At 43.0% G+C, this 22,490-nt stretch carries 18 protein-coding genes and 1 tRNA gene; 8 read left to right on the top strand and 11 right to left on the bottom strand.

What is annotated here, in order from left to right:
• Position 1: 1 nt before the first annotated feature.
• The gene (murJ, locus tag PR833_RS16430; RefSeq protein WP_004919431.1) at positions 2 to 1,537 is read right to left on the bottom strand and encodes a murein biosynthesis integral membrane protein MurJ; all 1,536 of its coding nucleotides are present in this window, start codon (positions 1,535 to 1,537) and stop codon (positions 2 to 4) included.
• 160 nt (positions 1,538 to 1,697) lie between these two features.
• Positions 1,698 to 2,285 carry a ribosomal protein S5-alanine N-acetyltransferase gene (rimJ, locus tag PR833_RS16425; RefSeq protein ID WP_004919428.1) on the bottom strand — a complete coding sequence of 196 codons (588 nt, stop codon included), beginning with the start codon at positions 2,283 to 2,285 and terminating at the stop codon, positions 1,698 to 1,700.
• Between the two features lie 177 nt (positions 2,286 to 2,462).
• On the opposite strand from rimJ, the gene mdtH reads away from it, so the two are divergent.
• Both mdtH and PR833_RS16415 read left to right on the top strand, forming a co-directional pair.
• Positions 2,463 to 3,665 carry a multidrug efflux MFS transporter MdtH gene (mdtH, locus tag PR833_RS16420; protein WP_004919425.1) on the top strand — a complete coding sequence of 401 codons (1,203 nt, stop codon included), beginning with the start codon at positions 2,463 to 2,465 and terminating at the stop codon, positions 3,663 to 3,665.
• A gap of 124 nt (positions 3,666 to 3,789) precedes the next feature.
• The gene (locus PR833_RS16415; RefSeq protein WP_272526355.1) at positions 3,790 to 4,350 is read left to right on the top strand and encodes a lipoprotein; all 561 of its coding nucleotides are present in this window, start codon (positions 3,790 to 3,792) and stop codon (positions 4,348 to 4,350) included.
• A 219-nt stretch (positions 4,351 to 4,569) separates the two neighbouring features.
• Here PR833_RS16415 and PR833_RS16410 read toward each other — a convergent pair whose 3' ends face one another.
• Positions 4,570 to 5,115, bottom strand: coding sequence for a TorD/DmsD family molecular chaperone (locus PR833_RS16410; protein WP_014658284.1), 546 nt, complete (start codon positions 5,113 to 5,115; stop codon positions 4,570 to 4,572).
• Between the two features lie 148 nt (positions 5,116 to 5,263).
• The gene (gene ghrA, locus PR833_RS16405) at positions 5,264 to 6,205 is read right to left on the bottom strand and encodes a glyoxylate/hydroxypyruvate reductase GhrA (protein WP_014658283.1); all 942 of its coding nucleotides are present in this window, start codon (positions 6,203 to 6,205) and stop codon (positions 5,264 to 5,266) included.
• Positions 6,206 to 6,523: 318 nt separating this feature from the next.
• On the opposite strand from ghrA, the gene PR833_RS16400 reads away from it, so the two are divergent.
• A tRNA-Ser gene (locus tag PR833_RS16400) sits at positions 6,524 to 6,611 on the top strand.
• A gap of 28 nt (positions 6,612 to 6,639) precedes the next feature.
• Here the strand turns inward: PR833_RS16400 and PR833_RS16395 are convergent.
• The 5 genes from PR833_RS16395 to PR833_RS16375 form a co-directional block, all read right to left on the bottom strand.
• Complete coding sequence (locus PR833_RS16395; protein WP_004919417.1) at positions 6,640 to 8,142, bottom strand: alanine/glycine:cation symporter family protein; 1,503 nt, start codon at positions 8,140 to 8,142, stop codon at positions 6,640 to 6,642.
• 82 nt (positions 8,143 to 8,224) lie between these two features.
• On the bottom strand, positions 8,225 to 9,709 hold the full coding sequence (locus PR833_RS16390) for an aldehyde dehydrogenase (RefSeq protein ID WP_272526354.1): 1,485 nt from the start codon (positions 9,707 to 9,709) through the stop codon (positions 8,225 to 8,227).
• Between the two features lie 11 nt (positions 9,710 to 9,720).
• Positions 9,721 to 10,584, bottom strand: a complete 864-nt coding sequence (dapA, locus tag PR833_RS16385; RefSeq protein WP_004919411.1) for a 4-hydroxy-tetrahydrodipicolinate synthase — start codon at positions 10,582 to 10,584, stop codon at positions 9,721 to 9,723.
• An 18-nt stretch (positions 10,585 to 10,602) separates the two neighbouring features.
• On the bottom strand, positions 10,603 to 11,850 hold the full coding sequence (locus PR833_RS16380; RefSeq protein WP_004919408.1) for an NAD(P)/FAD-dependent oxidoreductase: 1,248 nt from the start codon (positions 11,848 to 11,850) through the stop codon (positions 10,603 to 10,605).
• A 9-nt stretch (positions 11,851 to 11,859) separates the two neighbouring features.
• The gene (locus tag PR833_RS16375; RefSeq protein ID WP_272526353.1) at positions 11,860 to 12,810 is read right to left on the bottom strand and encodes a 4-hydroxyproline epimerase; all 951 of its coding nucleotides are present in this window, start codon (positions 12,808 to 12,810) and stop codon (positions 11,860 to 11,862) included.
• Between the two features lie 151 nt (positions 12,811 to 12,961).
• Between PR833_RS16375 and PR833_RS16370 the strand changes: the two genes are divergently transcribed.
• The 5 genes from PR833_RS16370 to dauA all read left to right on the top strand — a co-directional run bounded on the left by PR833_RS16370 (position 12,962) and on the right by dauA (position 20,486).
• Positions 12,962 to 13,777 carry a helix-turn-helix domain-containing protein gene (locus PR833_RS16370; RefSeq protein WP_014658279.1) on the top strand — a complete coding sequence of 272 codons (816 nt, stop codon included), beginning with the start codon at positions 12,962 to 12,964 and terminating at the stop codon, positions 13,775 to 13,777.
• Positions 13,778 to 14,230: 453 nt separating this feature from the next.
• Positions 14,231 to 14,866 carry a CDP-alcohol phosphatidyltransferase family protein gene (locus PR833_RS16365; protein ID WP_004919403.1) on the top strand — a complete coding sequence of 212 codons (636 nt, stop codon included), beginning with the start codon at positions 14,231 to 14,233 and terminating at the stop codon, positions 14,864 to 14,866.
• On the top strand, positions 14,863 to 16,629 hold the full coding sequence (locus PR833_RS16360) for a bifunctional alpha/beta hydrolase/class I SAM-dependent methyltransferase (RefSeq protein ID WP_053110883.1): 1,767 nt from the start codon (positions 14,863 to 14,865) through the stop codon (positions 16,627 to 16,629). The genes PR833_RS16365 and PR833_RS16360 overlap by 4 nt, the downstream gene beginning before the upstream one ends.
• A 186-nt stretch (positions 16,630 to 16,815) precedes the next feature.
• Entirely contained in the window at positions 16,816 to 18,156 is a 1,341-nt protein-coding gene (locus PR833_RS16355) for a phosphatase PAP2/dual specificity phosphatase family protein (RefSeq protein WP_040133089.1), read from the top strand.
• Between the two features lie 641 nt (positions 18,157 to 18,797).
• Positions 18,798 to 20,486 carry a C4-dicarboxylic acid transporter DauA gene (gene dauA, locus PR833_RS16350; protein ID WP_004919397.1) on the top strand — a complete coding sequence of 563 codons (1,689 nt, stop codon included), beginning with the start codon at positions 18,798 to 18,800 and terminating at the stop codon, positions 20,484 to 20,486.
• 221 nt (positions 20,487 to 20,707) lie between these two features.
• Here the strand turns inward: dauA and PR833_RS16345 are convergent, their stop codons facing one another.
• Together PR833_RS16345 and kdsA are read right to left on the bottom strand one after the other, a co-directional pair.
• Complete coding sequence (locus PR833_RS16345; RefSeq protein WP_121874869.1) at positions 20,708 to 21,610, bottom strand: TIGR01212 family radical SAM protein; 903 nt, start codon at positions 21,608 to 21,610, stop codon at positions 20,708 to 20,710.
• A gap of 12 nt (positions 21,611 to 21,622) precedes the next feature.
• Entirely contained in the window at positions 21,623 to 22,477 is an 855-nt protein-coding gene (gene kdsA, locus PR833_RS16340) for a 3-deoxy-8-phosphooctulonate synthase (protein ID WP_014658273.1), read from the bottom strand.
• Between the last annotated feature and the right edge of the window lie 13 nt (positions 22,478 to 22,490).

Raw genomic sequence — 22,490 nt, 5'->3', positions numbered from 1 at the left:
CTTAAATACTCTGCTTTTTAAAATCTCTTGGGCGGAAACCTAAAGCGAATAGCGCGGCGAAATAGCTCCCAGCACCAATAATCACCACAAAAATTAAGCGCAATAAACGCATGGCCATATTGCCTTCTTGCCATTCTGGCATAAAGTGCAATACACCAAACAGAACCGCTGACATCACGATAAGGGCAATGACGAGTTTAAAAATAAAACCTCGCCAACCGGCAAGTGGTTTGAAAATTTCTTGCTTGCGTAATTGCCAATAAAGGACACCTGCGTTAAAACACGCTGCTAAACCAATCGACAGTGCTAATCCGGCATGCTTCATTGGCCCAATAAATGCTAAGTTCATTAACTGAGTTAGAATTAATGTGACAATAGCGATTTTAACTGGTGTTTTAATGTCCTGACGTGAATAGAACCCTGGCGCCAAAATTTTCACTAGGATCATCCCTGTCAGCCCTACACAATAGGCCATTAATGCGTATTGCGTCATCAATGAGTCATGAGCTGTAAACTTATCATACTGGAACAGCGATACGGTAAGCGCTTCCGAAAGGATCGCTAAACCAATCGCGCAAGGCAAGGCGAGCAATAAACAGAGGCGTAAGCCCCAATCCATTAAATGACGATATTCTTGATGGTTACCACTAGTAAAACTTTTCGATAGCGAAGGTAACAAAATGGTTCCTAATGCAACACCCAGCACCCCTGATGGCAACTCCATCAACCTATCCGCATAATACATCCAAGACACTGAGCCAGATTGCAGAAATGATGCGAAAATAGTATTGATAATCAACGAAATTTGGCTAACAGATACCCCAATAATGGCAGGTCCCATCATTTTCATTACTCGCCAAACACCACTATCGCGAAAAGAGATCCGTGGCAGAACTAACATGCCAATCTTTTTCAAATGCGGGAGTTGATACACCAGTTGCAAAATTCCCCCCACAATCACGGCCCAAGCTAATGACATTACGGGAGGATCAAAGTAAGGCGCCGCAAATGCTGCAAAGAAAATCATACTCACATTCAACAACGTTGGCGCAAACGCAGGAACCGAAAAACGATTCCATGTATTTAAAATTGCACCAGCTAACGACGCGAGTGAGATTAAAAAGATATAAGGAAAGGTGACCCGCAGTAGGTCTGTGGTTAATGCAAACTTATCGGCATCGGCAGCAAAGCCCGGCGCCGTCACATAGATAATCCAAGGGGCGGCAATCATACCGATCACGGTGACAATCGCTAGTGCGAGGGTAAGCATCCCCGAAATATACGCCACAAAAGTACGAGTTGCTTCATCGCCTTGTTGGTTTTTATATTCCGCCAGTATTGGCACGAATGCTTGTGAGAACGCCCCTTCTGCAAAAATACGGCGTAATAAATTAGGTAATTTGAAGGCGACAAAAAAGGCGTCCGCGGCTGCCCCTGCACCAAATACCCGAGCGATAATTGCGTCACGGATAAATCCAAGTACCCGAGACATCATGGTCATTGAGCTTATCGCTGCTAATGATTTTAATAAATTCATGATAGGTAGACTAAAAGAAAACAATTATGCCAGTTTATCAGCGTGGAGCATGACTGACTATGATTGGATGATAAAATCAGAGGTTACTTGCCCGAGTCCGAGAGCAGCAAGCTGATAATTTTGATACGCTGCACTCGAATTATTAGGCGTATACCGTTAATTAGGGTTTCACCGGTTTCCAATTTGCATCGGTTAACGCCGTAAGTACATGGTCACGCCACTGGCCGTCAATCTGCAAATATTGTTTGGCATACCCTTCTCGCTCAAAACCGAGACGAGCCAAAAGGTTACCGCTACGCAAATTGTGTGGCATGTAATTAGCCATAATGCGGTGCATCCCTTGATGTTTTTGCATATAACGGATAGCTTGTGAAAGGGCTTCATACATCAACCCTTGCCCCTGCCACTTTTCACCTAATGAGTAGCCTAGATAGCACGCATGAAAAGCACCACGCAATACATTACTGAAATTCGCCACACCCATCACTTCATTTTCTTGACTGTCTAAGAGTAAAAAATGATAGGCGTTTCCCTGACGATGCAGCTCGGTCATTAAATGTAAGCGACTATTCCAGCTTGATGGATTGAAATGTGAACTGTCTCGGGTTGGCTCCCAAGGTTTCAAAAATTCTCTGTTTTCGCTGTAGTAATCTGCTAATCGATAGCCGTCACGCTCATATGCTAACCGTACAACCATCCTTTCTGTCACAAGACGCACTTTTGGTTCATTTGTCCGATAACCAAACATCGTTAACCCTTTTAAAAATTAAATCGCCAGAGATGGCATAAGGATAAAAACACATTATCAATAACCATTAGGTATAACGATAAAAAAATATCATCTTCCCCTTTCTATTCTACTGATATTATTGATGAGAAACATTAAGAATCCTTCCCTCTTTATTATTTTTTACGATGGTGTGTCATGGCGCAGGTGTCACAGGCAAGAAGTCTAGGTAAATATTTTTTACTCCTAGACAACATGCTGGTTGTTCTCGGTTTTTTTGTCGTGTTTCCATTGATCTCTATTCGCTTTGTTGACCAGCTAGGTTGGGCCGCCGTCATTGTTGGCTTTGCTTTAGGTCTGAGACAATTTGTTCAGCAAGGACTTGGGATCTTTGGTGGTGCTATTGCAGACCGCTTTGGCGCTAAGCCAATGATAGTCATAGGGATGCTATTGCGAGCCTGTGGCTTTGTGCTCATGGCAATTGCCAATGACCCTTGGGTGTTGTGGCTCTCCTGTGTCTTGTCAGCATTAGGTGGAACACTATTTGATCCTCCAAGAACCGCATTAGTTATTAAGCTAACAAGGCCTTATGAGCGTGGACGCTTTTATTCTCTGCTGCTCATGCAAGACAGCGCGGGCGCCGTTATTGGTGCACTGATTGGTAGTTGGTTACTGCAATACGATTTCCATTATGTCTGTTGGGCTGGCGCGGCCGTCTTTGTACTTGCCGCTATTTGTAATGCTTGGCTACTCCCGGCCTACCGTATTTCAACGGTAAGAACACCAATCAAAGAAGGTATGAGCCGAGTACTCAAAGATACCCGTTTTGTGACCTATGTGGTCACGTTAGCTGGTTATTTTATGCTCTCTGTACAGGTTATGCTGATGTTCCCTATTGTTGTGAATGAAATCGCAGGCACGCCAACCGCAGTGAAATGGATGTATGCCATTGAAGCCGTTATTTCATTAACGTTACTTTATCCCATCGCCCGTTGGAGTGAAAAATATTTTCGCCTTGAGCAGCGTTTAATGGCTGGATTGTTTTTAATGAGTTTAAGCATGTTTCCTATCGGTATGACGAGCTCTTTACCTGTTTTATTTGGATTAATATGCTTATTTTATTTAGGCACTGTAACCGCCGATCCTGCACGAGAAACATTAAGTGCTTCACTGGCAGATCCACGTGCACGCGGTAGTTATATGGGGTTTAGCCGCTTAGGATTAGCTTTAGGAGGTGCTGTTGGCTACACTGGTGGAGGTTGGATGTACGATATTGGTCACCAATGGGATCTGCCACAATTACCGTGGTTTTTATTAGGTGTAATTGGTTTCATCACTCTTTGGGCACTGCATAAACAATTTAACCGTAAGAAAATTGAATCTGCTATGTTAAGTGGTTAATAACGGAGATATTTAGACTCTACACGCCCATAAATTTAAACTTTAACTAACAAAAATGTGGGTAAAAGACCAATTAACCATAATTATAGGATAAGATAGTCAAGTTACTGTAAAAGGAGTGTTTATGAAACAATTTATATTGGCGGCTCTGATTGGCTGTTTGACTTTACTCACTGGCTGTAGCCAACTTACTGAATTTTCGATTAGCGAAAATACAGTTAATCAGTATCTTGCAAATAAAGTTAAATATAACAATAAAGTTGGTATTTCTGGCGTCGCGGATGCAGACATCCAATTAACCAACTTGAAATCAGAAATTGGTCGCAGTGAGCCGGGGAAAATCGCCTTAACGGGGGATGCCGCAGTCAACTTAGATACTTTATTAGGTAAAGCCGAGGCCAAAATAGTGCTTACCCTAACGGCTCGCCCTTATTTTGACGCTCAAGCAGGCGCCATTTACTTAAAAGAGCTGAACATCAGCCAATACACTGTCACTCCTGAGAGTATGGATACCGCTATTGCTGCCGTGATCCCATACCTCAACAGTTCATTAGAAACCTTTTTTGAGACACAACCGGTTTATGTGTTGAATCCAGAAAATAGTGCAGCTGAGGCAACGGCTAAAAAATTAGCAAAAGGGCTTGAAATCAAACCAGGCAAGCTCGTTATTCCTTTAGTTGACTAACATCCATAAAAATTTTCGATTGAAAACAGCACAAAAGGCAACGTTTTTAGACGTTGCCTTTTCTTTATCTACCTATATACCCGTTTATCAAAATGCTACGCGTTATACTTAATACCAATACAAAAACCTCTTAAGTGGCTTACCTCGTTTTTCTGATAGCCAATTTACATTGACAAGGTTCGCTTAGAGGCGGATTTTATTACACCAAAAGTGACGCTGTCACTCTGACTCTAATTCATCACGTAATGCAATCACTGCATCACGCGCAATTTGCGCCAGCGTACGATAAAATGCCGTTGTCGCATGAGCTTCCATTTTGCCTAGAAATGCACCATACCAACTCAATATAAAGCTATCAAATAGCTCAATTTGCGCCGCTGTTTCATCTTCTGCCGCTTGATCCTCAAGCCAAGATGCCGCCAATAAGAGCGCACCAAAGGCATCGGTTCTCGCGTTTGTCAGAGCCATCCCCCTCTCAACAAGAAATTCACGGATTTCCGCTTCCGCGATTTCATCATCATAATCATGGGCAAACACCGAAACCGCAGGTGTTTCTCCACCAAATAACGTTTGATAGTCGGCGGTAATCGCTGCCATATCAACCGATTTTGCCATGCGCGCCCAATACTCATCTTGCTCCAATGGCCAAGATGCCTTTAATTTATCTTGGGCTATCATATCCAGTAATGGCTTTACCACACTATCATCGGGGGAGCGCTGAAAGAGTGTTCCCAAAATACGGCAAACGATCGAAAATTCGTTCATGTCAGGTTCCTGTTTTCGCATTATACGGTGGCTTATCACCAGCATACTCTAAGTCATTTGAGGCGCAGCAAGGATAAGAAATGATGGCATGAAGAATATAAAGCAGTGCCATCAACCAAGCTGCAACCTGAAATAAAATAAGTATACCTTAATAACCGCGTTGCATATCAACAATCCCGACAGGTGTTTGCCCATTTTCAATGCGTTGAATATTGCTGCTGATCATGTCCATCGCTTCTTGCGGTAGTGTAATCGCGGCAATATGGGGTGTAATCGCAACGCGCGGGTGTGTCCAAAAAGGATGCATTTGTGGTAAAGGTTCACTGGCAAATACGTCCAAAGAGGCACCTGCAACTTGCCCCGACTCTAATGCTGCCAATAAGTCTTGTTCAATAAGATGCGAGCCACGAGCAAGGTTAATAATAAAGGCATTTTTTTGTAACTGACTAAATAAGCTTTGATTCAAAATTCCGACTGTTTGGGGGGTACTTGGCAATAAATTAATAATCACCCGTGTACCTTGCAGAAACGCCCCTAGCTGTTCTTGTCCATAATAGCTCTTTACGTTGTTGAGCTGTTTTGCGCTTCGGCTCCACGTTCTCACATGAAAACCAAATTCCACGAGCCTTTTAGCCACCGCTTGCCCCAATGCGCCAGCCCCCATTACCCCGACGACAAACTCATCATGGCGATAGGCTGGCAACGGTTTCCATTGACGTTGCGATTGAAATTGGCGGTATTCATCCATTCGACGAAAGTAATAGAGGACTTTCGCCATCGCATACTCTTCCATTTGTAATGCCATGCCCGTGTCTTCTAAGCGCATTAAAGGCACGCCAGCAGGTAATGTTCCTGGGTTCTCATGCTCTTGCTTCAAAATGGCGTCAACACCCGCCCCCAACGCAAATATACCTTTCAGATCTTTTCGCCCTGCTAGACATTCATAAGGAGGGAGCCAAACCATAGCATAATCGGCACTTTGTTTATCGCCCCTAACCCATTGACGAATATTGGCTTGTGGAAGTCTAGCTTTCATGCCGTCGATCCACTCATTAGCATCAAAAAATGGATGATAAAATAGAATATTCATGACAACTCCTCTTATGTTTACAACAGAGTGTGCCGAAAATGTCTCATTTTCAAGCGAATACAACGGTTGATGAATGTTATGATGAGCATTTTGTTAAGCCGCTAACGAATTTTATAATTAATACTTGAAGTTTAAGTCGATCACAGATTCACCATTCAAGATTAGATAATAACCAAATTGTTTTATATTTAACTAAACAAGCAGTAAAACTGTAAAAAGCGCAAATAGGGAGTTGACGCAAGCCCGGCTTTTCCCTATAGTAGCGCCCCGTTGCAACACAAGTTATATCGTTTGTTAGCAACCTGCATTTAAAAATACGGTGAGGTGTCCGAGAGGCTGAAGGAGCACGCCTGGAAAGTGTGTATACGGCAACGTATCGAGGGTTCGAATCCCTCCCTCACCGCCATTTTTAATCAAATCAATGCCCTCTTATGTTATTCCTGCTCTTCGGTTAATTTTCCAATCTGTTTATGTTGTGGTGATTGTGTTTGCGATTGATATTCGCGACTGATCTCTTCCCATAATTGTGCATTTTCAACGCCCGCGACTTTCGGGTCGAAAACCGGATCGATTCCCAATTTTTCTTGGCGTTCATAGTCACGTAGTGCGCGAAGTGCTGGTTTAGATAAAAAGACTATCGCGATTAAGTTAAGATAACTCATACTACCAAACCCAATATCACCAAGGCTCCACATCATGCTAACGGACTGCACACTCCCCATAAACAGAATAAGCAAAAAGACCATTTTTAGGACCAACTTGAGAATGGGATATTTGAGTTGACGGTCTAGATAAACAATGGTTGTCTCTGCGATATAGTAATATGCCATCAAGGTGGTAAATGCGAATAAAAACACGGCAATTGAGACAAAACCAGAGCCCGTTGATTCAAATACTGTTGAGACGGCCATTTGTGTCCACGCAGTTCCTGCAGCCACTCCCGGGACATGTTCAATCAGCGCCGTTGCTCCTCCATCGGGGAAAACATTGTACATATTGGTGACTAGGATCATGAGCCCTGAAGCCGTGCACACCACAAGAGTATCAATATAGATTGAGAACGCTTGAATCAACCCCTGCTTCGCCGGATGACTCACTTCAGCCGCCGCCGAACTAAACGTGGCCTCCCCCGCACCCGCAACATTAGAAAATACAGCGCGTCGAACACCCCACGAAACCGCGGTACCGACGATGCCACCAAAAACGGCATCCATCCCTAAAGCGCTCCGAAAGATTAGGCTAAACATGGCAGGAACTTTGTCATAATGGCTACCTAAAATTATCACCATCATGACAATATAAGCGACCGCCATCAGAGGAACGATTTTATCGGCAGCACTGGCAATACGCTTAACACCACCGAAAATCAACCACGCCATCAATAAGGTAATAATCACACCTGTAACGATAGGCGGAATGTTGAAAGACGTTTGGAAAGAGTCAGCAATGGTATTCGCTTGGATCCCCGGCACTAACACACCGTAAGATAGACAGATCACAGCAGCGACAATAATCGCAAATGGCTTTAGTTTTAACCCTTTTTCGATATAGTAAGGCGAGCCACCTCGGTATTGCCCATCGGAGCGTTGCTTATAGATCTGAGCGAGTGTCGATTCAATAAATGCACTAGCACCACCTAAAAGCCCCATCACTACCATCCAAAATATCGCCCCTGGCCCGCCCGCCGCAATGGCAGTAGCCACACCAGCAATATTACCTACACCTACCCGCCCTGATAGCGCAAGACAAAAAGCTTGGAATGAAGATATGCCCTCTTTTGATGATTTATTTTCTTTGAGCAAACAGACCATTTTAATCAAATAGCGAAACTGAACACCGCGTGTAGCTAATGTAAAATAGAGCCCGACACCGAGCGATAAAATCACTAATGCGTTGCCCCAAATGTATCCAACGAGTGTGTTAACGATGGCTTCCATATGAGTACTCCTTCGTTATTGTCATTATGTATTTGTAGGGATAAAAAAACCTGAACTTAACGCTGTTCAGGTTGTGAATAAATTAATGATTAATCATCCAAATGACTTTTGTTTGAGTATATTGTTCGAAAGCTTCTAATCCGTTATCTTTGCCGCCAAAGCCTGACTGCTTAAAGCCACCAAAAGGCGTCGTGATATTACCTTCACTAAATCCATTCACCGACACTGTGCCTGCATTAATTTGCCGAGCAACTTTCATCACTCGATGAATATTTTGACTATAGAATGAGGCCGCTAACCCATAGTGTGTATTATTAGTGAGGGCAATCGCTTCTTCTTCTGTTGCGAACGTTGACACGGCAAGTAAGGGTCCAAAAACCTCATTTTGGAATAATGACATCTTTGGAGTGACGTTATCGAATATTGTCGGCTCAATGTACCAACCACTGCCCATTTCACTGTGGATTTTTCCACCTGCAATAATGTTTGCGCCCTGTTTCACAGAAAGATCAATAAATGACTTCACTTTCTCAAAGTGAGCTTTTTCAACCATTGGCCCAATGGAGACAGTTTCATCCATAGGATCGCCAACTTTCCACTCGGCTAATGCTGCAACGAGTTTATCTAATAGCTTTTGACGGATACTTTCATGAACAATTAGGCGAGAGCCGCAACTGCAATTTTCACTCATATTCCAGAAAGCGGCTGATAGAATATGAGGCACAGCAGCATCAAGATCGGCATCTTCAAAGACCACTTGTGGGCTTTTCCCACCACACTCCAACACGATCTCTTTTAAGTTACTTTCAGCAGAGTATTTAAGGAATAACCGCCCCACCTCAGTCGAACCGGTAAAAGAGACAATATCGATATCCCTATGTCGACCTATCGCCTCACCCACTTTTTCCCCTAATCCGCAAATTAAGCTCAGAGCACCTTTTGGCACCCCAGCTTCATAAGCCAATTCAACCATTCGGTAAGCACTCAATGAGGTCAGCTCCGCGGGCTTTACAATCACTGAGTTCCCCGCAGCTAACGCTGGAGCAACTTTCCATGCAAACATTTGTGCGGGGAAATTCCACGGTAAAACAACCCCCACAACACCTATGGGTTCATGTACAATCAACCCCAACGCCTGATGACCTGTCGGCGCAACTTTTCCAAACATTTTGTCCAGTGCTTCGGCATACCAATAAAAAGTTTCAATGGTCGCTGGCATATCTGTATTTAAGCATTCTGTGATTGGCTTACCCGCATCAACACAATCTAATGCAGCAAGCTCTTCCTGATGTAACTCAATCAACTGTGCCCAACGCAGCATGACTTGTTTGCGCTCTTGCGGCGACAAACCTTGCCAACAGCCATCACTAAAGGTTTTTCTTGCCACTGAAACTGCGGCATCGACATCTTGAGCATCACCATCGGCAATAAATCCAATAATGCTGTCATCAATAGGCGTTCTGGTTTCTAATTTTTCATTGCTCCCTTGGTAGTTTTCTATCAAGTTACCCGCCCACAATAAACCTGAACGAGCTCGCTCAAATACTGCTTCTTTGGTCACTTTCATGGCGTTTTTCCTTATTTTATCAAGGCGAGAAATTCACGTTGTTGTTGCGGTGAAATATTGGAAAGTGGCATTCTAACTGGCCCAACATCGACAGTACCCTTGATACAACCCGCTTTGGCTTTTTGGTTATAATCCCCAGATTCCATCGAATAAATTGCAGGATAAATTTCTGACATGATCCGTTTCGCCGTAGACCAATCCCCTTGCTGTGCGGCCTGATAAATTGCCACTTGCTCTGCTGGGAATACATTTCCAGCCCCCGCAATCCAACTTTTCGCGCCCCAAAAAAAGAAATCGACAGGCTGATCATCACAGCCACAAATCACCTCAAAATTGTCGAATTGAGTTTGTAATAAACGTAGCGCTCGGCTGAAATCACCACTACTTTCTTTAATCGCGACAATATTTTTCACCTTAGATAGGTGTATGACAGTGTCGTATTCGATTTCGATCCCAATACGCGCAGGGAAGTTATACATGATGATGGGTAATGGTGTTGCTGAAGCAACCTGCTCATAATGCGCAATTACCCCTTGCTGATCCGGTAAACTGTATGGTGGCGGTGCTAACATCAAGCCTTCATAACCTAATGAAACCGCTTGCTCTGCACGCTTAATCGCCCCTTCTGTCGATAGGTCATTAATCCCTGCAATCAAGGTAACTCGCCCTTTGGCGACTTTACTCACGGTAGTCAGCACCACTTCACGCTCTTTCTCGTTTAATGCGTAATACTCCCCAGTCGTGCCACACACAACAAGTCCTGATACACCTTGTTCAATTAAGGTTTCAGTTAATTGTGCTAGCCCACTAACATTTAATGAAAAATCACTGTGAAATGGCGTCACAATTGGAACAATAATGCCGTGAAAATTCATGTGAAATCTCCTTAACTTTTATATAAATCGTTCAATGGAATAAGGTGAACAATCGATCGGTGTCGGCTGTTCTTTGAATAAGCTATGTACAATTTTTGCCGTGATGGCCGCTTGAGTTAGACCTAAGTGTTGATGACCAAAGGCAAAAATATAAGGTCCTTTTTTATCAATCACTGGCAACGAATCTGAGAGAGTCGGTCTAAATCCCATCCATTCAGTTGCTTGCTCGCTATTTAGCGGTGTGTTAAGCATGGGATCAGCTAGAGGAATAAAGTGTCGAGCACGTTGCATATTGGCTGGACGTTTCAATCCCGCATATTCAACCGTACCCGCAAGGCGCAATCCACCTTTCATGGGCGTCATGATAAAGCGCCTATCGATACTTGAAACAGGAACGCTTAACCTACTTGCCTCTTTAGGCAACATAAGGTGATAGCCACGCTCTGTTTCAAGTGGAACACGTATGCGGCAAACCATCTTGACCAATGATTTAGAAAATGCGCCTCCTGAAATCACTACTCGCTGCGCCGCCAATTGTCCTTGTGAGGTTGTCAGGCGCACTGTATTACCTGAAGTGGTATGAATGCCCGTAACTTCACACTGAGAAAGTAACTCCCCCCCCAATCTCAAAAAGTGATTTGTTAATTGAGTATGTAGTGCATTGAGATCTACGACATGCCCCGTATCTGGGTAATAAAGCCCACCTAATTGATTACCAGCCAAAGCAGGCTCTCGTGCCAATAGTTGTGCCTGAGTTAATAGTTGATTTTTCACTCCTATGGAGTTGAGGTACTCACCTTGCTTTTGCAGTTTTTCATAGGAAGCTTCCCTCTCTGCCACCAGCAGTGAACCTTGAATTTTTACAAGATCAGCCAGTTGCCAGTCATCGCTGAACGCTTGCCATGCAGCCAGTGATGCACCATTAATTGTGGATAACGCATGATGAATACGTTGAAAGGGTTTATGTCGCATATTTCCCAACAAACGTAGTAACCAAGGCGTCAATGGCAATAAATAACGCCAATCGAGACGCAGTGCCCCTAGAGGATCAAACAACATCGCAGGAATCGATTTTAAAATTGATGGGTCAGCTACAGGGAAAACTTGCTCCGTCGCGATATGTCCAGCATTTCCCATTGACGCTCCAGCGCCGACCTGCTCTTTCTCGACCAGCAAAACATCTGTTCCATCCGCTTGTAATGTCAGCGCGATACTTAAGCCAATAATGCCGCCACCGATAACAATCACTGAACGTTTCTTATCCATATCAACCTCTCACGACACCGTGATCCCCCAACGAAATGGATCGGCTTCATCGATAAGCAAGGTATTACGCCCACTGATATAGGCCGTACCTCGAATGGTTGGGATAATGCCATTCCCATCAGCCCAGAGATAACTGGCTTCAAATTGGCTACCGATGACACTCGCTTGACGCCAAATTGCCCCTTCGTTTAACTTGCCATCAGCGGCTAAACACGCGAGTTTGGCACTCGTGCCTGTTCCACAAGGTGAACGGTCATAAGCCCCTCCTGGGCATAACACAAAACTTTGGCTATCGGCCTGTAAAGACGCAGCAAAAAGTTCAATGTGGTCAATTTCTTGGTCATCTTTGCCATAAATATGTTGTTCAACTAAGGCCGCTTTTATTTTTAAGCACGTTTCAGTCAACGCCTTGGTATTGCGGTGATGGATCTCTACCGGTGATTGCTCAACCAGAAAGAACCAATTTCCTCCCCAAGCAATATCCCCCGTCACCATTCCCACGTCAGGAACCTTCACCGCGACCGATTTGCGGTAGCGATAAGAGTAAACATTTTGGATACTGACACTGCCGTCTGGGTGCAATGTCGCCTGAACATCACCCACTGGCGTTTCAATGGTATGTTCGCCAACCGTAATTGTTCCTAGGTAAGCTAACGAAGCAATAAGGCCAATCGTGCCATGCCCACACATGCCTAAATATCCTTCGTTATTAAAAAAGATGACGCCCGCAGTGGCTTGTGGATTTTGAGGTTTGCAAAGTAGCGCACCGACTAAAATGTCACTGCCTCGTGGCTCTAATATGGTGGTGGTACGCCATAGGTCATGCTCGTGCCTTAAACGCTGTAAACGAGATGCCATAGAGCCATTACCAAGATCAGGAAAACCATCAATAACTAATCGAGTTGGTTCACCCGCCGTATGTGAATCAATTACCTCAATTTGTGTATAGCGCTTGTGCATATTGCATCCTCTGCTCACTTTAATTGTTAACAGAATGCTTGATTTTTGTTAAAGGATCTTGATATCTTTCGTGCTCACTGATGCGCAATTCGGCACAATATAAAAATATTTCAGAGAACTAATCATATTTGTTGAACTTGTTGGAGGCCGCATGATTAATTTAAATAAGCTGCTATTAATTAGTCAGGAAAATATGCTGTTTCCCGTTGATAATATTGAAATACTTTTAAATCACCTCGGGCTGGTCATGCCATTAATTAACACATTACCGAATGTCACTTTTTTTGTTAAAGATCGTAATGCTAAATATCTTCTTGCTAATGAGAACCTAGCCAAACGCTGTAAAATGGCTACGACTAACGATGTCATTGGGAAGCGAGCCGAAGATATTTTTCATCATGAGTTAGGTCGCAGTTATAGCTCTCAGGATTATCTGGTGATGCAAAAAAAGATCAGCGTCATTAACAAATTAGAATTGCATTTATATAAAGCAGGCATATTAGGTTGGTGCGTCACAACCAAAGTTCCTATCTTCAATACGCATAACCAAGTGATTGGTGTGGCTGGGATTTCGGTAGATTTGCAAGATGTAAAGTCGGTCAGTCAAAAATTAAACAAGCAGTTGGGTCAGGTGGAACAATTTATTAGCGAACACTTTGATATGCCAATAAAAATAACCACTCTTGCAGATATATCGGGCTTGTCTTTATCCCAACTAAATCGCCAATTTAAAGCCATATTCCACATAACTCCCCAACAATATATTCAAAAAAAACGTCTTGAACATGCGATTGAATTACTCGAAGAAGATTATTCGATTACTGAAATATCCATAAAATGTGCTTATGCTGATCACAGTGCATTTTGTCGGAAATTTAAAGAAATGACGACAATGACCCCAAGCCAATTTAAACGGATGAGGTTGAATATTGCCAATAGATATCACGTTGAAGAACAACTTGTTTAAATAATCTCATCCCAATAGAAACTGTTTTATTACAGAAAACATCTTATTTTAAGATGTTTTTTTACTTTCGATATTCAACACTCATGATATCCAGCTCGGCGATACTATTATTTCTGCAATGGATGATTTTTATACGCCACTTGAGCATTCTTTTTACGTCATTGATTCACTTTTTGATTAAAATTTTCTATTACTTTATAAAATCGACTTAATTAATTTATTACAATTACGAAACATAAAAGTAAATGAACAATAAATAAACACTTAATTTTACGATAATGAATTATTCATTTACAATCAATATATTATAGAAAGGTAATATCCACGAACACAGGTTATCATCACAAGAGAGAAATCTAACTTAGGATAGCTCTTATTGCAGCTAAAAAATAATCGCGTATTCATATACGCTATATTTGCACCATTATGGTTGTAATTTGCAAGGATGAATAAATGACAATTTATGATCTGAAACCTAAATTTCAGAACCTGCTACGGCCTATCGTACAAAAGCTTTATGACGCAGGCGTGACAGCAAATCAGGTAACATTGGCTGCAATGCTATTATCTATTTTGATCGGAGCACTGCTATTTATTTTTCCTAACCCACACCTGTTTATTTTATTACCCTTTGTTTTATTTATTCGCATGGCGCTGAACGCCATTGACGGTATGCTCGCACGTGAACATCACCAAAAAAGTCATCTCGGTGCAATATTAAATGAAACGGGGGATGTTATCTCCGATATGGCCTTGTATATCCCTTTTGTTTTGTTGTTCCCTCATGATTTTGGATGGATTTTACTGATCCTTTTCTTGTCATTATTAACAGAGTTTATTGGGGTTATCGCACAAGCTATTGGCGCTTCACGTCGCTATGATGGCCCTATCGGTAAGAGTGACCGTGCATTTATTTTCGGTACTTTTGGGCTATTAGTCGCACTCTTTCCCCAAATCACTTCTTCTAACTGGTTTACTGCTATTTTTATTGTCCTTTCATTGTTGCTGTTTTACACCTGCTACAACCGTATCCGTAAGGCCTTAAGTGAGCTTAATACACAAACGGATCATCATAAGGAACCATTATGAACGCTCAGACAGACTATTTAACTCAACGTCCTGTCATTGAATCTCAGTTTATCACCAGTGACCGTACCCCGCTGTTTTATCGTTACTGGCCAACAGAACAATCAACAGATAAAGCCATTATTCTATTTCACCGCGGCCACGAACACTCAGGACGCGTTGCTCATCTTGTCGATGAGTTAGACTTGCCTGACTACGCCATGTTCGCATGGGATGCCCGAGGCCATGGCAGAAATGATGGCCCTCGTGGTTATAGCCCATCCCTTGGCACCTCTATTCATGATGTGGATGAATTTGTACGTTATGTGTCATCCCAATACCAAATACCATTAGCAAATATTATCGTCATTGGTCAAAGCGTTGGTGCCGTGTTAGTCTCTGCTTGGGTACATGACTATGCCCCTCCTATTAGAGGGATGGTATTAGCATCCCCAGCTTTTAAAGTTAAGTTGTATGTACCATTTGCGCGCACAGGACTTGCTTTGATGCAAAAAATGCGGGGTCTGTTTTATGTTAACTCATATGTGAAAGCTAAATTCCTAACTCACGACCAAAGCCGCATAGCCTCATTCAACCGTGACCCATTAATTACGCGCCCTATTGCAGTTAATATCCTGCTCGAACTGTACAAAACTGCTGATAGAATAGTGGCTGATGCAGGTGCGATTACCCTCCCAACACAACTGTTTATTTCTGGTAGTGATCATGTGGTACACCATAAACCACAGCATCAATTTTATGAGCGCCTTAATACTCCCATTAAAGAGAAACATATTTTACCTGGCTTCTATCACGATACACTGGGTGAAAAAGAGCGCCATATCCCTATTGCCAAAATCCGTGAATTCATTGGCAAACTATTCTCAGTTCCTCGCTATCAACATGATTACCAATATGAAGATACTTGGAGCGTGAGTGCAGATGCTTATCGCGAGCTAACGCAACCTCTGCCTGCATGGTGCCCTAAAAACCTTGGTTATAAGCTACTTAGCCGTTCTATGAGTACACTAGGCAAGGCTTCAGAAGGTGTCCGCATTGGTTATGACAAAGGTTTTGACTCTGGGTCGACCCTTGACTACATTTACCGTGATAAAGCACAAGGTAAAGGGTTATTTGGCCGAATCATTGATAGGCAATATCTCAATAGCATCGGCTGGCAAGGGATCCGCCAACGTAAAACCAACATCGAAAATATCATTCGACAAGCTATTCGTGAGCTAACTGAACAACACCAGCCAGTGCGTATTGTCGATATAGCCGCCGGACAAGGTCGTTACGTCTTCGACGCTATTAATGACTATGGCAAAGTGGAGTCCGTCTTACTGCGAGACTATAGCCCTGTCAATGTTGAGCAAGGTCGTTCACATATTAAAGAGCGCTATCTTGAAGATAAAGTGCGTTTTGAAGAAGGCAATGCCTTTGATACGAATGACTTAGCTTCCATAACGCCAGCCCCTACACTTGGTATCGTAAGTGGTTTATACGAACTTTTCCCAAGTAATGACCTGATTCGAGCTTCACTGAGTGGTTTATCTCAGGCGATCCCTTCTGGTGGCCTACTTATCTACACCTGCCAACCTTGGCACCCTCAGGTTGAAATGATCGCTCGTGTCTTACCAAGTCACCAAGGTGGACAAGCATGGGTGATGCGTTGCCGGAGCCAAGGTGAAATGGACGCACTTGTCGACGAAGCTGGATTCGAAAAACTTAATCAGTTAATTGATAACTGGGGCATATTCAGTGTTTCTATTGCTCGACGCCGTTAAGCGTATTTGAGCATAAACGAACCTGATATTTTGCTTGATAAGGTGGTGACAACCATCACTACCTTATCCCCTTTAATATTCAATAAAGCTGATATACTAATAGCTTGCAACAACTCACTGAGTGAACGCGATACTCTTTTTAATTCCCATCTCAATATCAATTAAACTAGCTAAACGGATAGATGAATGACAACCACACATAAGCCCTTGCCTTCCTCGCCGCGGCGAAAAATTTGGTTATACGGTTTCTTTTGGTTAGTCTTTTTAGCCCCTTTTTTCTTTCTTACCTATGGACAAGTCAACACTTATACGTCTACGCTAGCCAATGTTCCCTCCTATGTTTATTCATGGGAAACACATATTCCTTTTTTACCTTGGACGATTATCCCTTATTGGAGTATTGACCTGTTTTATGGCCTATCCCTTTTTATTTGCACCTCTTTAAGAGAGCAAACAATCCAAGGGCTACGCTTAATCGCTGCCTCATTAGCCGCCTGTGTTGGCTTTTTATTATTCCCCTTAAAATTTAGCTTCCCTCGGCCTGACACAAGCGGTATCACCGGTTGGATGTTCGATAGCCTTGAATTATTTGACCTCCCTTATAACCAAGCCCCCTCATTACATATTATTTTACTGTGGCTATTGTGGTTACGTTTCCGAGCTCATATGCCGACTAAATGGCATTGGTTGCTACATAGCTGGTCGCTACTGATCCTCATTTCTGTCCTCACGACGTGGCAACACCATTTTATTGATGTTATCAGTGGCTTTGCCGTTGGTGTCCTTATTAGTTATCTATTGCCTATTGAAAGCCAATGGCACTGGCACTACACCGGCAGCCGTCGTAGCTTTAAAATGAGCACGAATTATGGCTTAGGGGCGTTTGCCTGTTTGTTACTCGCAATAACGCTTCAAGGTATCGCATGGCTACTCCTATGGCCTGCTATTGCGTTGTTTATCGTCGCGATTGGCTACTTAGGTCTAGGCGCTTCTGTATTCCAAAAAACTCCGATGGGTAGCATGTCACCTTCGGCGCTCCTCTTGCTACTCCCGTATCGATTAATTGCCATAGGAACTTATCATTACTATGCCAAGGCGTGTCGACAACCTAGCAAAATTAACGATAAACTTATTTTGGGTGGACGCCCGCTTTATCCTTTGCAAGCTCAAGCCGTTTTCGATATGACTTGCGAGTGGCCTCGCAATTCCTATAGCCACGATTTAAATTATCGTAGCCAACCTCAAATCGATTTGTTACCACTAAGTGCAAAGGATATTGAAAGCGCCGTGCACACAATGGATGAGCTTGCAGAAAGCGGCACAATTTATGTTCACTGCAAATTAGGTTATTCGCGCAGTGCGACCGTCGCCGCTGCATGGTTAGTTCATAGTCAACAATCTAAAACGATTGATGATGCGATTGCGCTAATCACTCAAGCCAGACCAAAAGTGATCCTAAACTCAGCAACCCTTGAACAATTACATTATTGGTATCAACACTATTATTTAAAGCGAGCATCATCATGAATCATTTATCTGATAAACAATGTGGCGATGTCATGGTTATTTTTACAACAAGTTGGCGTTATTTTTGTTGTGCATCACTACTCGCTTTTATTTGTCAATTTATCTTATTTATTTACTCATTAATTGATAATCTCACCTTCTTTATTAGCACACTCCTTTTTATTGTGAGCCACTATTTTATTTTCCGGTTATGGTTTGACAGCCATCTTTTTAAAATATTATACCAGCGACAAGAGCCCTATCATTTTGACCTTGCTCTACATTACCTTTTCCCTAAAAAACAACCCGTTGCCACTATGGAGCAGCGCTGGGCTGGCACAAAGAGATTATTCAATTACACACTATTATTGACTATTTTACTCTGGTTGTGGGTTTTAATTTCATTATTAACGGGAAATTAATAATGAAATTTAATTTATTATACACACTATCTTAAATATAACTTGCGCTATAACAAAAACTTCAATAATTCATTTTTAGATATATTCATACAGAATATTCGCAGGTTTTTTTACTTTTGTACCCGTAAACGTTATGATAATTGCGAGTTCATTGACACATAGCAGATTTTTTTGTGTAAGTTCCGCGTATCCTTTGGTTCTGTTTTCCGTTATTTAACCCTGTTATTTTGGTGGGGTACAATGAGTACAAAAAAAATTAATAGCTTGCGCCTATTTAGCGCATTAATAGATTCGTGTTGGAAAGAGAAATATACATTTGCTCGCTTTATTAAAGATTTAATTGCCGGGGTTACCGTTGGGATTATCGCCATTCCATTAGCAATGGCACTGGCAATAGCAAGTGGAGTTCCACCACAATATGGCCTTTATACTGCTGCTATCGCGGGTATTGTTATCGCAATCACTGGCGGCTCACGTTACAGTGTTTCAGGGCCAACGGCCGCTTTCGTCGTCATTCTCTATCCCGTCTCACAGCAATTCGGGTTAAGTGGGCTACTCGTTGCAACCTTAATGTCTGGTATTATTTTGCTTGCAATGGGGTTCGCTCGTTTTGGTAAGTTTATTGAATACATTCCTGTCTCTGTCACGCTAGGCTTTACTTCTGGTATCGCAATTACCATTGCGACCATGCAAATTAAAGATTTTTTTGGCTTACAAATGGCATATGTTCCTGAAAACTATGTCGATAAAGTTATCGCCTTAGTCAACGCTTTGCCGACACTCCAATTCAGCGATACTTTGATTGGTTTAGTGACACTCTTCGTTTTAATTTTATGGCCTAAGCTAGGACTAAAGTTACCGGGTCACTTACCTGCTCTCGTAGCAGGTACACTGGTTATGTGGGTGCTCTCTCTGTTTGATAAAAACGTTGCTACCATCGGCTCACAATTTAGCTATTTATTGCCCGATGGCTCAGAAGGTAACGGTATCCCCCCTATCTTGCCTCAGTTTATTTTGCCATGGCAGCTTCCCGGCAGCCCCCCTATTAGCTGGTCGATGATCACCGCATTGATGCCCGCGGCTTTCTCGATGGCTGTCCTTGGCGCGATCGAGTCGCTGCTATGTGCGGTTGTTCTTGACAATATGACAGGCAAGAAACACCACTCTAACAGTGAACTTATCGGGCAAGGCTTTGGTAATATCGCAGCGCCATTCTTTGGTGGTATTACAGCTACCGCCGCCATTGCACGTTCGGCAGCTAACGTTCGTGCAGGTGCAACCTCGCCGATTTCCTCAGTGATCCACTCATTGTTAGTCTTGCTGACGTTATTGGTCCTCGCCCCAATGCTTTCCTATCTGCCCTTAGCGGCGATGTCATCATTGCTGTTGATGGTTGCATGGAATATGAGCGCCGCACGTAAAGTGATAGACCTGATCCGCCGCGCGCCTAAAGATGACATCATTGTTTTGCTTTTGTGTATGTCTCTTACTGTGCTTTTCGATATGGTCATTGCCATCACTGTAGGGATTGTTCTCGCCTCACTGCTGTTTATGCGCCGTATTGCTAATATGACTCGGATCAGTGAATTAGCAGAAACCGATGAAGCCAAAAGCCGTTTAGTGGTTCGTATCAACGGCCCACTGTTTTTTGCCGCGGCAGAGCGTATCTTTGATGAATTAAGGGTCAAAAGTGAAGGTTATAAAACCATCATCATGCAGTGGGATGCGGTGCCTGTACTTGATGCTGGCGGGTTAGAAGCATTCCAGAAATTTATCGACATAGTCAAAAAAGACACGCATATCGTTATTTGTGACATTCCATTCCAGCCGCTTAAAACCTTGGCGCGCGCTGGTGTAACGCCTATTGAGGGAGTGTTAAGTTTCCATAATTCGATTGATAAAGCTCTCGAGGAACTTGATTCCAAATAACCATAAATGAGCCACAACCAAAAAGCGCGGGAGTGGCTCATTTATAATGCTAATCTAGGAACAAACGCTAAATAATCTCGGACGGGGTATGCTGAGTTACGTTGTTTGTGACTGCTACCCTGTCACATGCCTAACCATCTCTCCTCTACCACCAACAGATCTCTATTTTCAATGGTTAGTATTAATAAAATAAGAAACCATACTCGGCTTATTAATGACCATTAAAGTGCGGAGCCTTGTCCACCATGTGTGAGTAGATACTGGTATAGACTATTCATGCCTAACCAGCGGTTTTCACACCACTCTGGGGCTAATAATGTTGGTCGGCGCGCACTGGCACAAATACGGTGATAAACCACATCGGTAGGTGTATAGCGGATCATTTCTCCAGCAACTTGGGTATAGTCAGTTAAGGTCATCGGCGCTAATCGCCCTGCTCGCCAACTTTTCGCCATAATACTCCCCTCAACAATATGCAAAGGGTGTAATTTGATCCCATCCGTACCACACTCCAGCACTTTTTCTAATGTCTGCATATTCATTAAAGTGCTTTCACCCGGTAAGCCACAAATAAGATGCGTGCAAACCTTAAGTCCGAGTTGCCTTGCTTTCGTTACGGTTTTTTGATATTCGGCGAAACCATGCCCTCGGTTAATGCGATGAAGTGTTTTATCATGTGCGCTTTGTAAGCCCAATTCCAACCATATTTCATACCCATGCTCTCGATAGCCACTTAATAAAGAGAGCACTTCTTGTGGCACACAATCCGGACGCGTGCCAACACATAATCCAATAATATTCGCCTGCTTAAGAGCTTCCTCATACAACTGCTGTAGTAAACACACTTCAGCATAAGTGCTGGTATAGGCTTGGAAATAAGCTAGATAGCGACTGGCTCGCGTGATTTTGGCTTTTTGATGACGAATTTGCTCACTAATCGATTGAGTCGATTGCGTTTCATCAGAGAAAGAGGAGACATTACAAAAGGTGCAACCACCTCGCCCAAGAGTACCATCGCGGTTCGGGCAGCTAAAACCACCATGTAATGTTATTTTGTGAATTTTCTCGCCATAACGGCGCTGAAGATCAGCGCCGAACATGGAGACAACTTGGTTCAGTTGCATTGCAAACCGAGATTAACGACTCGTATCTAACTCAGGGAAGCTTTTTACTAACTCATCAATCGCTTTGATTTGCTGTAAGAAAGGCTCTAATTTAGCAAGTGGTAGTGCTGACGGGCCATCACAACGAGCACTGTCAGGATCTGGATGCGCTTCAAGGAATAGCCCTGCTAACCCAACTGCCATGCCTGCTCTGGCCAATTCAGCCACTTGAGCACGACGACCACCAGAAGCAGCGCCAAATGGGTCACGACATTGCAGCGAATGGGTAACATCAAAAATAACTGGACAGCCATTTGAAGCTTGCATCATGACATTAAAACCAAGCATATCAACAACTAGGTTATCATAACCAAAATTAGCGCCACGATCACATAAGATGACTTTATCATTACCACCTTCAATGAACTTTTCTACGATATTGCCAATTTGGCCCGGGCTAATAAACTGTGGTTTTTTAATATTGATCACGGCATCAGTTTTCGCCATTGCTGCAACCAGATCAGTCTGACGAGCTAAAAATGCAGGTAATTGGATAACATCCACCACTTCAGCAACAGGTTGAGCTTGAGATGGCTCATGCACATCAGTAATGATTTTCACGCCAAAGGTTTCTTTCAACTCTTGAAAGATTTTCATCCCTTCATCAAGGCCTGGGCCACGATATGAATGAATTGATGAACGGTTAGCTTTATCAAAAGACGCTTTAAATACGTAAGGAATGCCTAGCTTTTGCGTCACTGTGACATAGTGTTCACACACCTGCATTGCCATATCACGGGATTCAAGGACATTCATTCCACCAAAAAGAACAAAAGGGAGATTGTTTGCGACTTTGATATCACCAATGCTGACCATTTTCTGTTGCATGCTCTTACCTTTC

This window comes from Providencia sp. PROV189, assembly GCF_028480065.1.
GTDB classification, from domain to species: Bacteria; Pseudomonadota; Gammaproteobacteria; order Enterobacterales; family Enterobacteriaceae; genus Providencia; species Providencia stuartii.
Note: the sequence above shows the minus strand (reverse complement) of the source record. Positions and strands in the feature narration are given on the sequence as shown.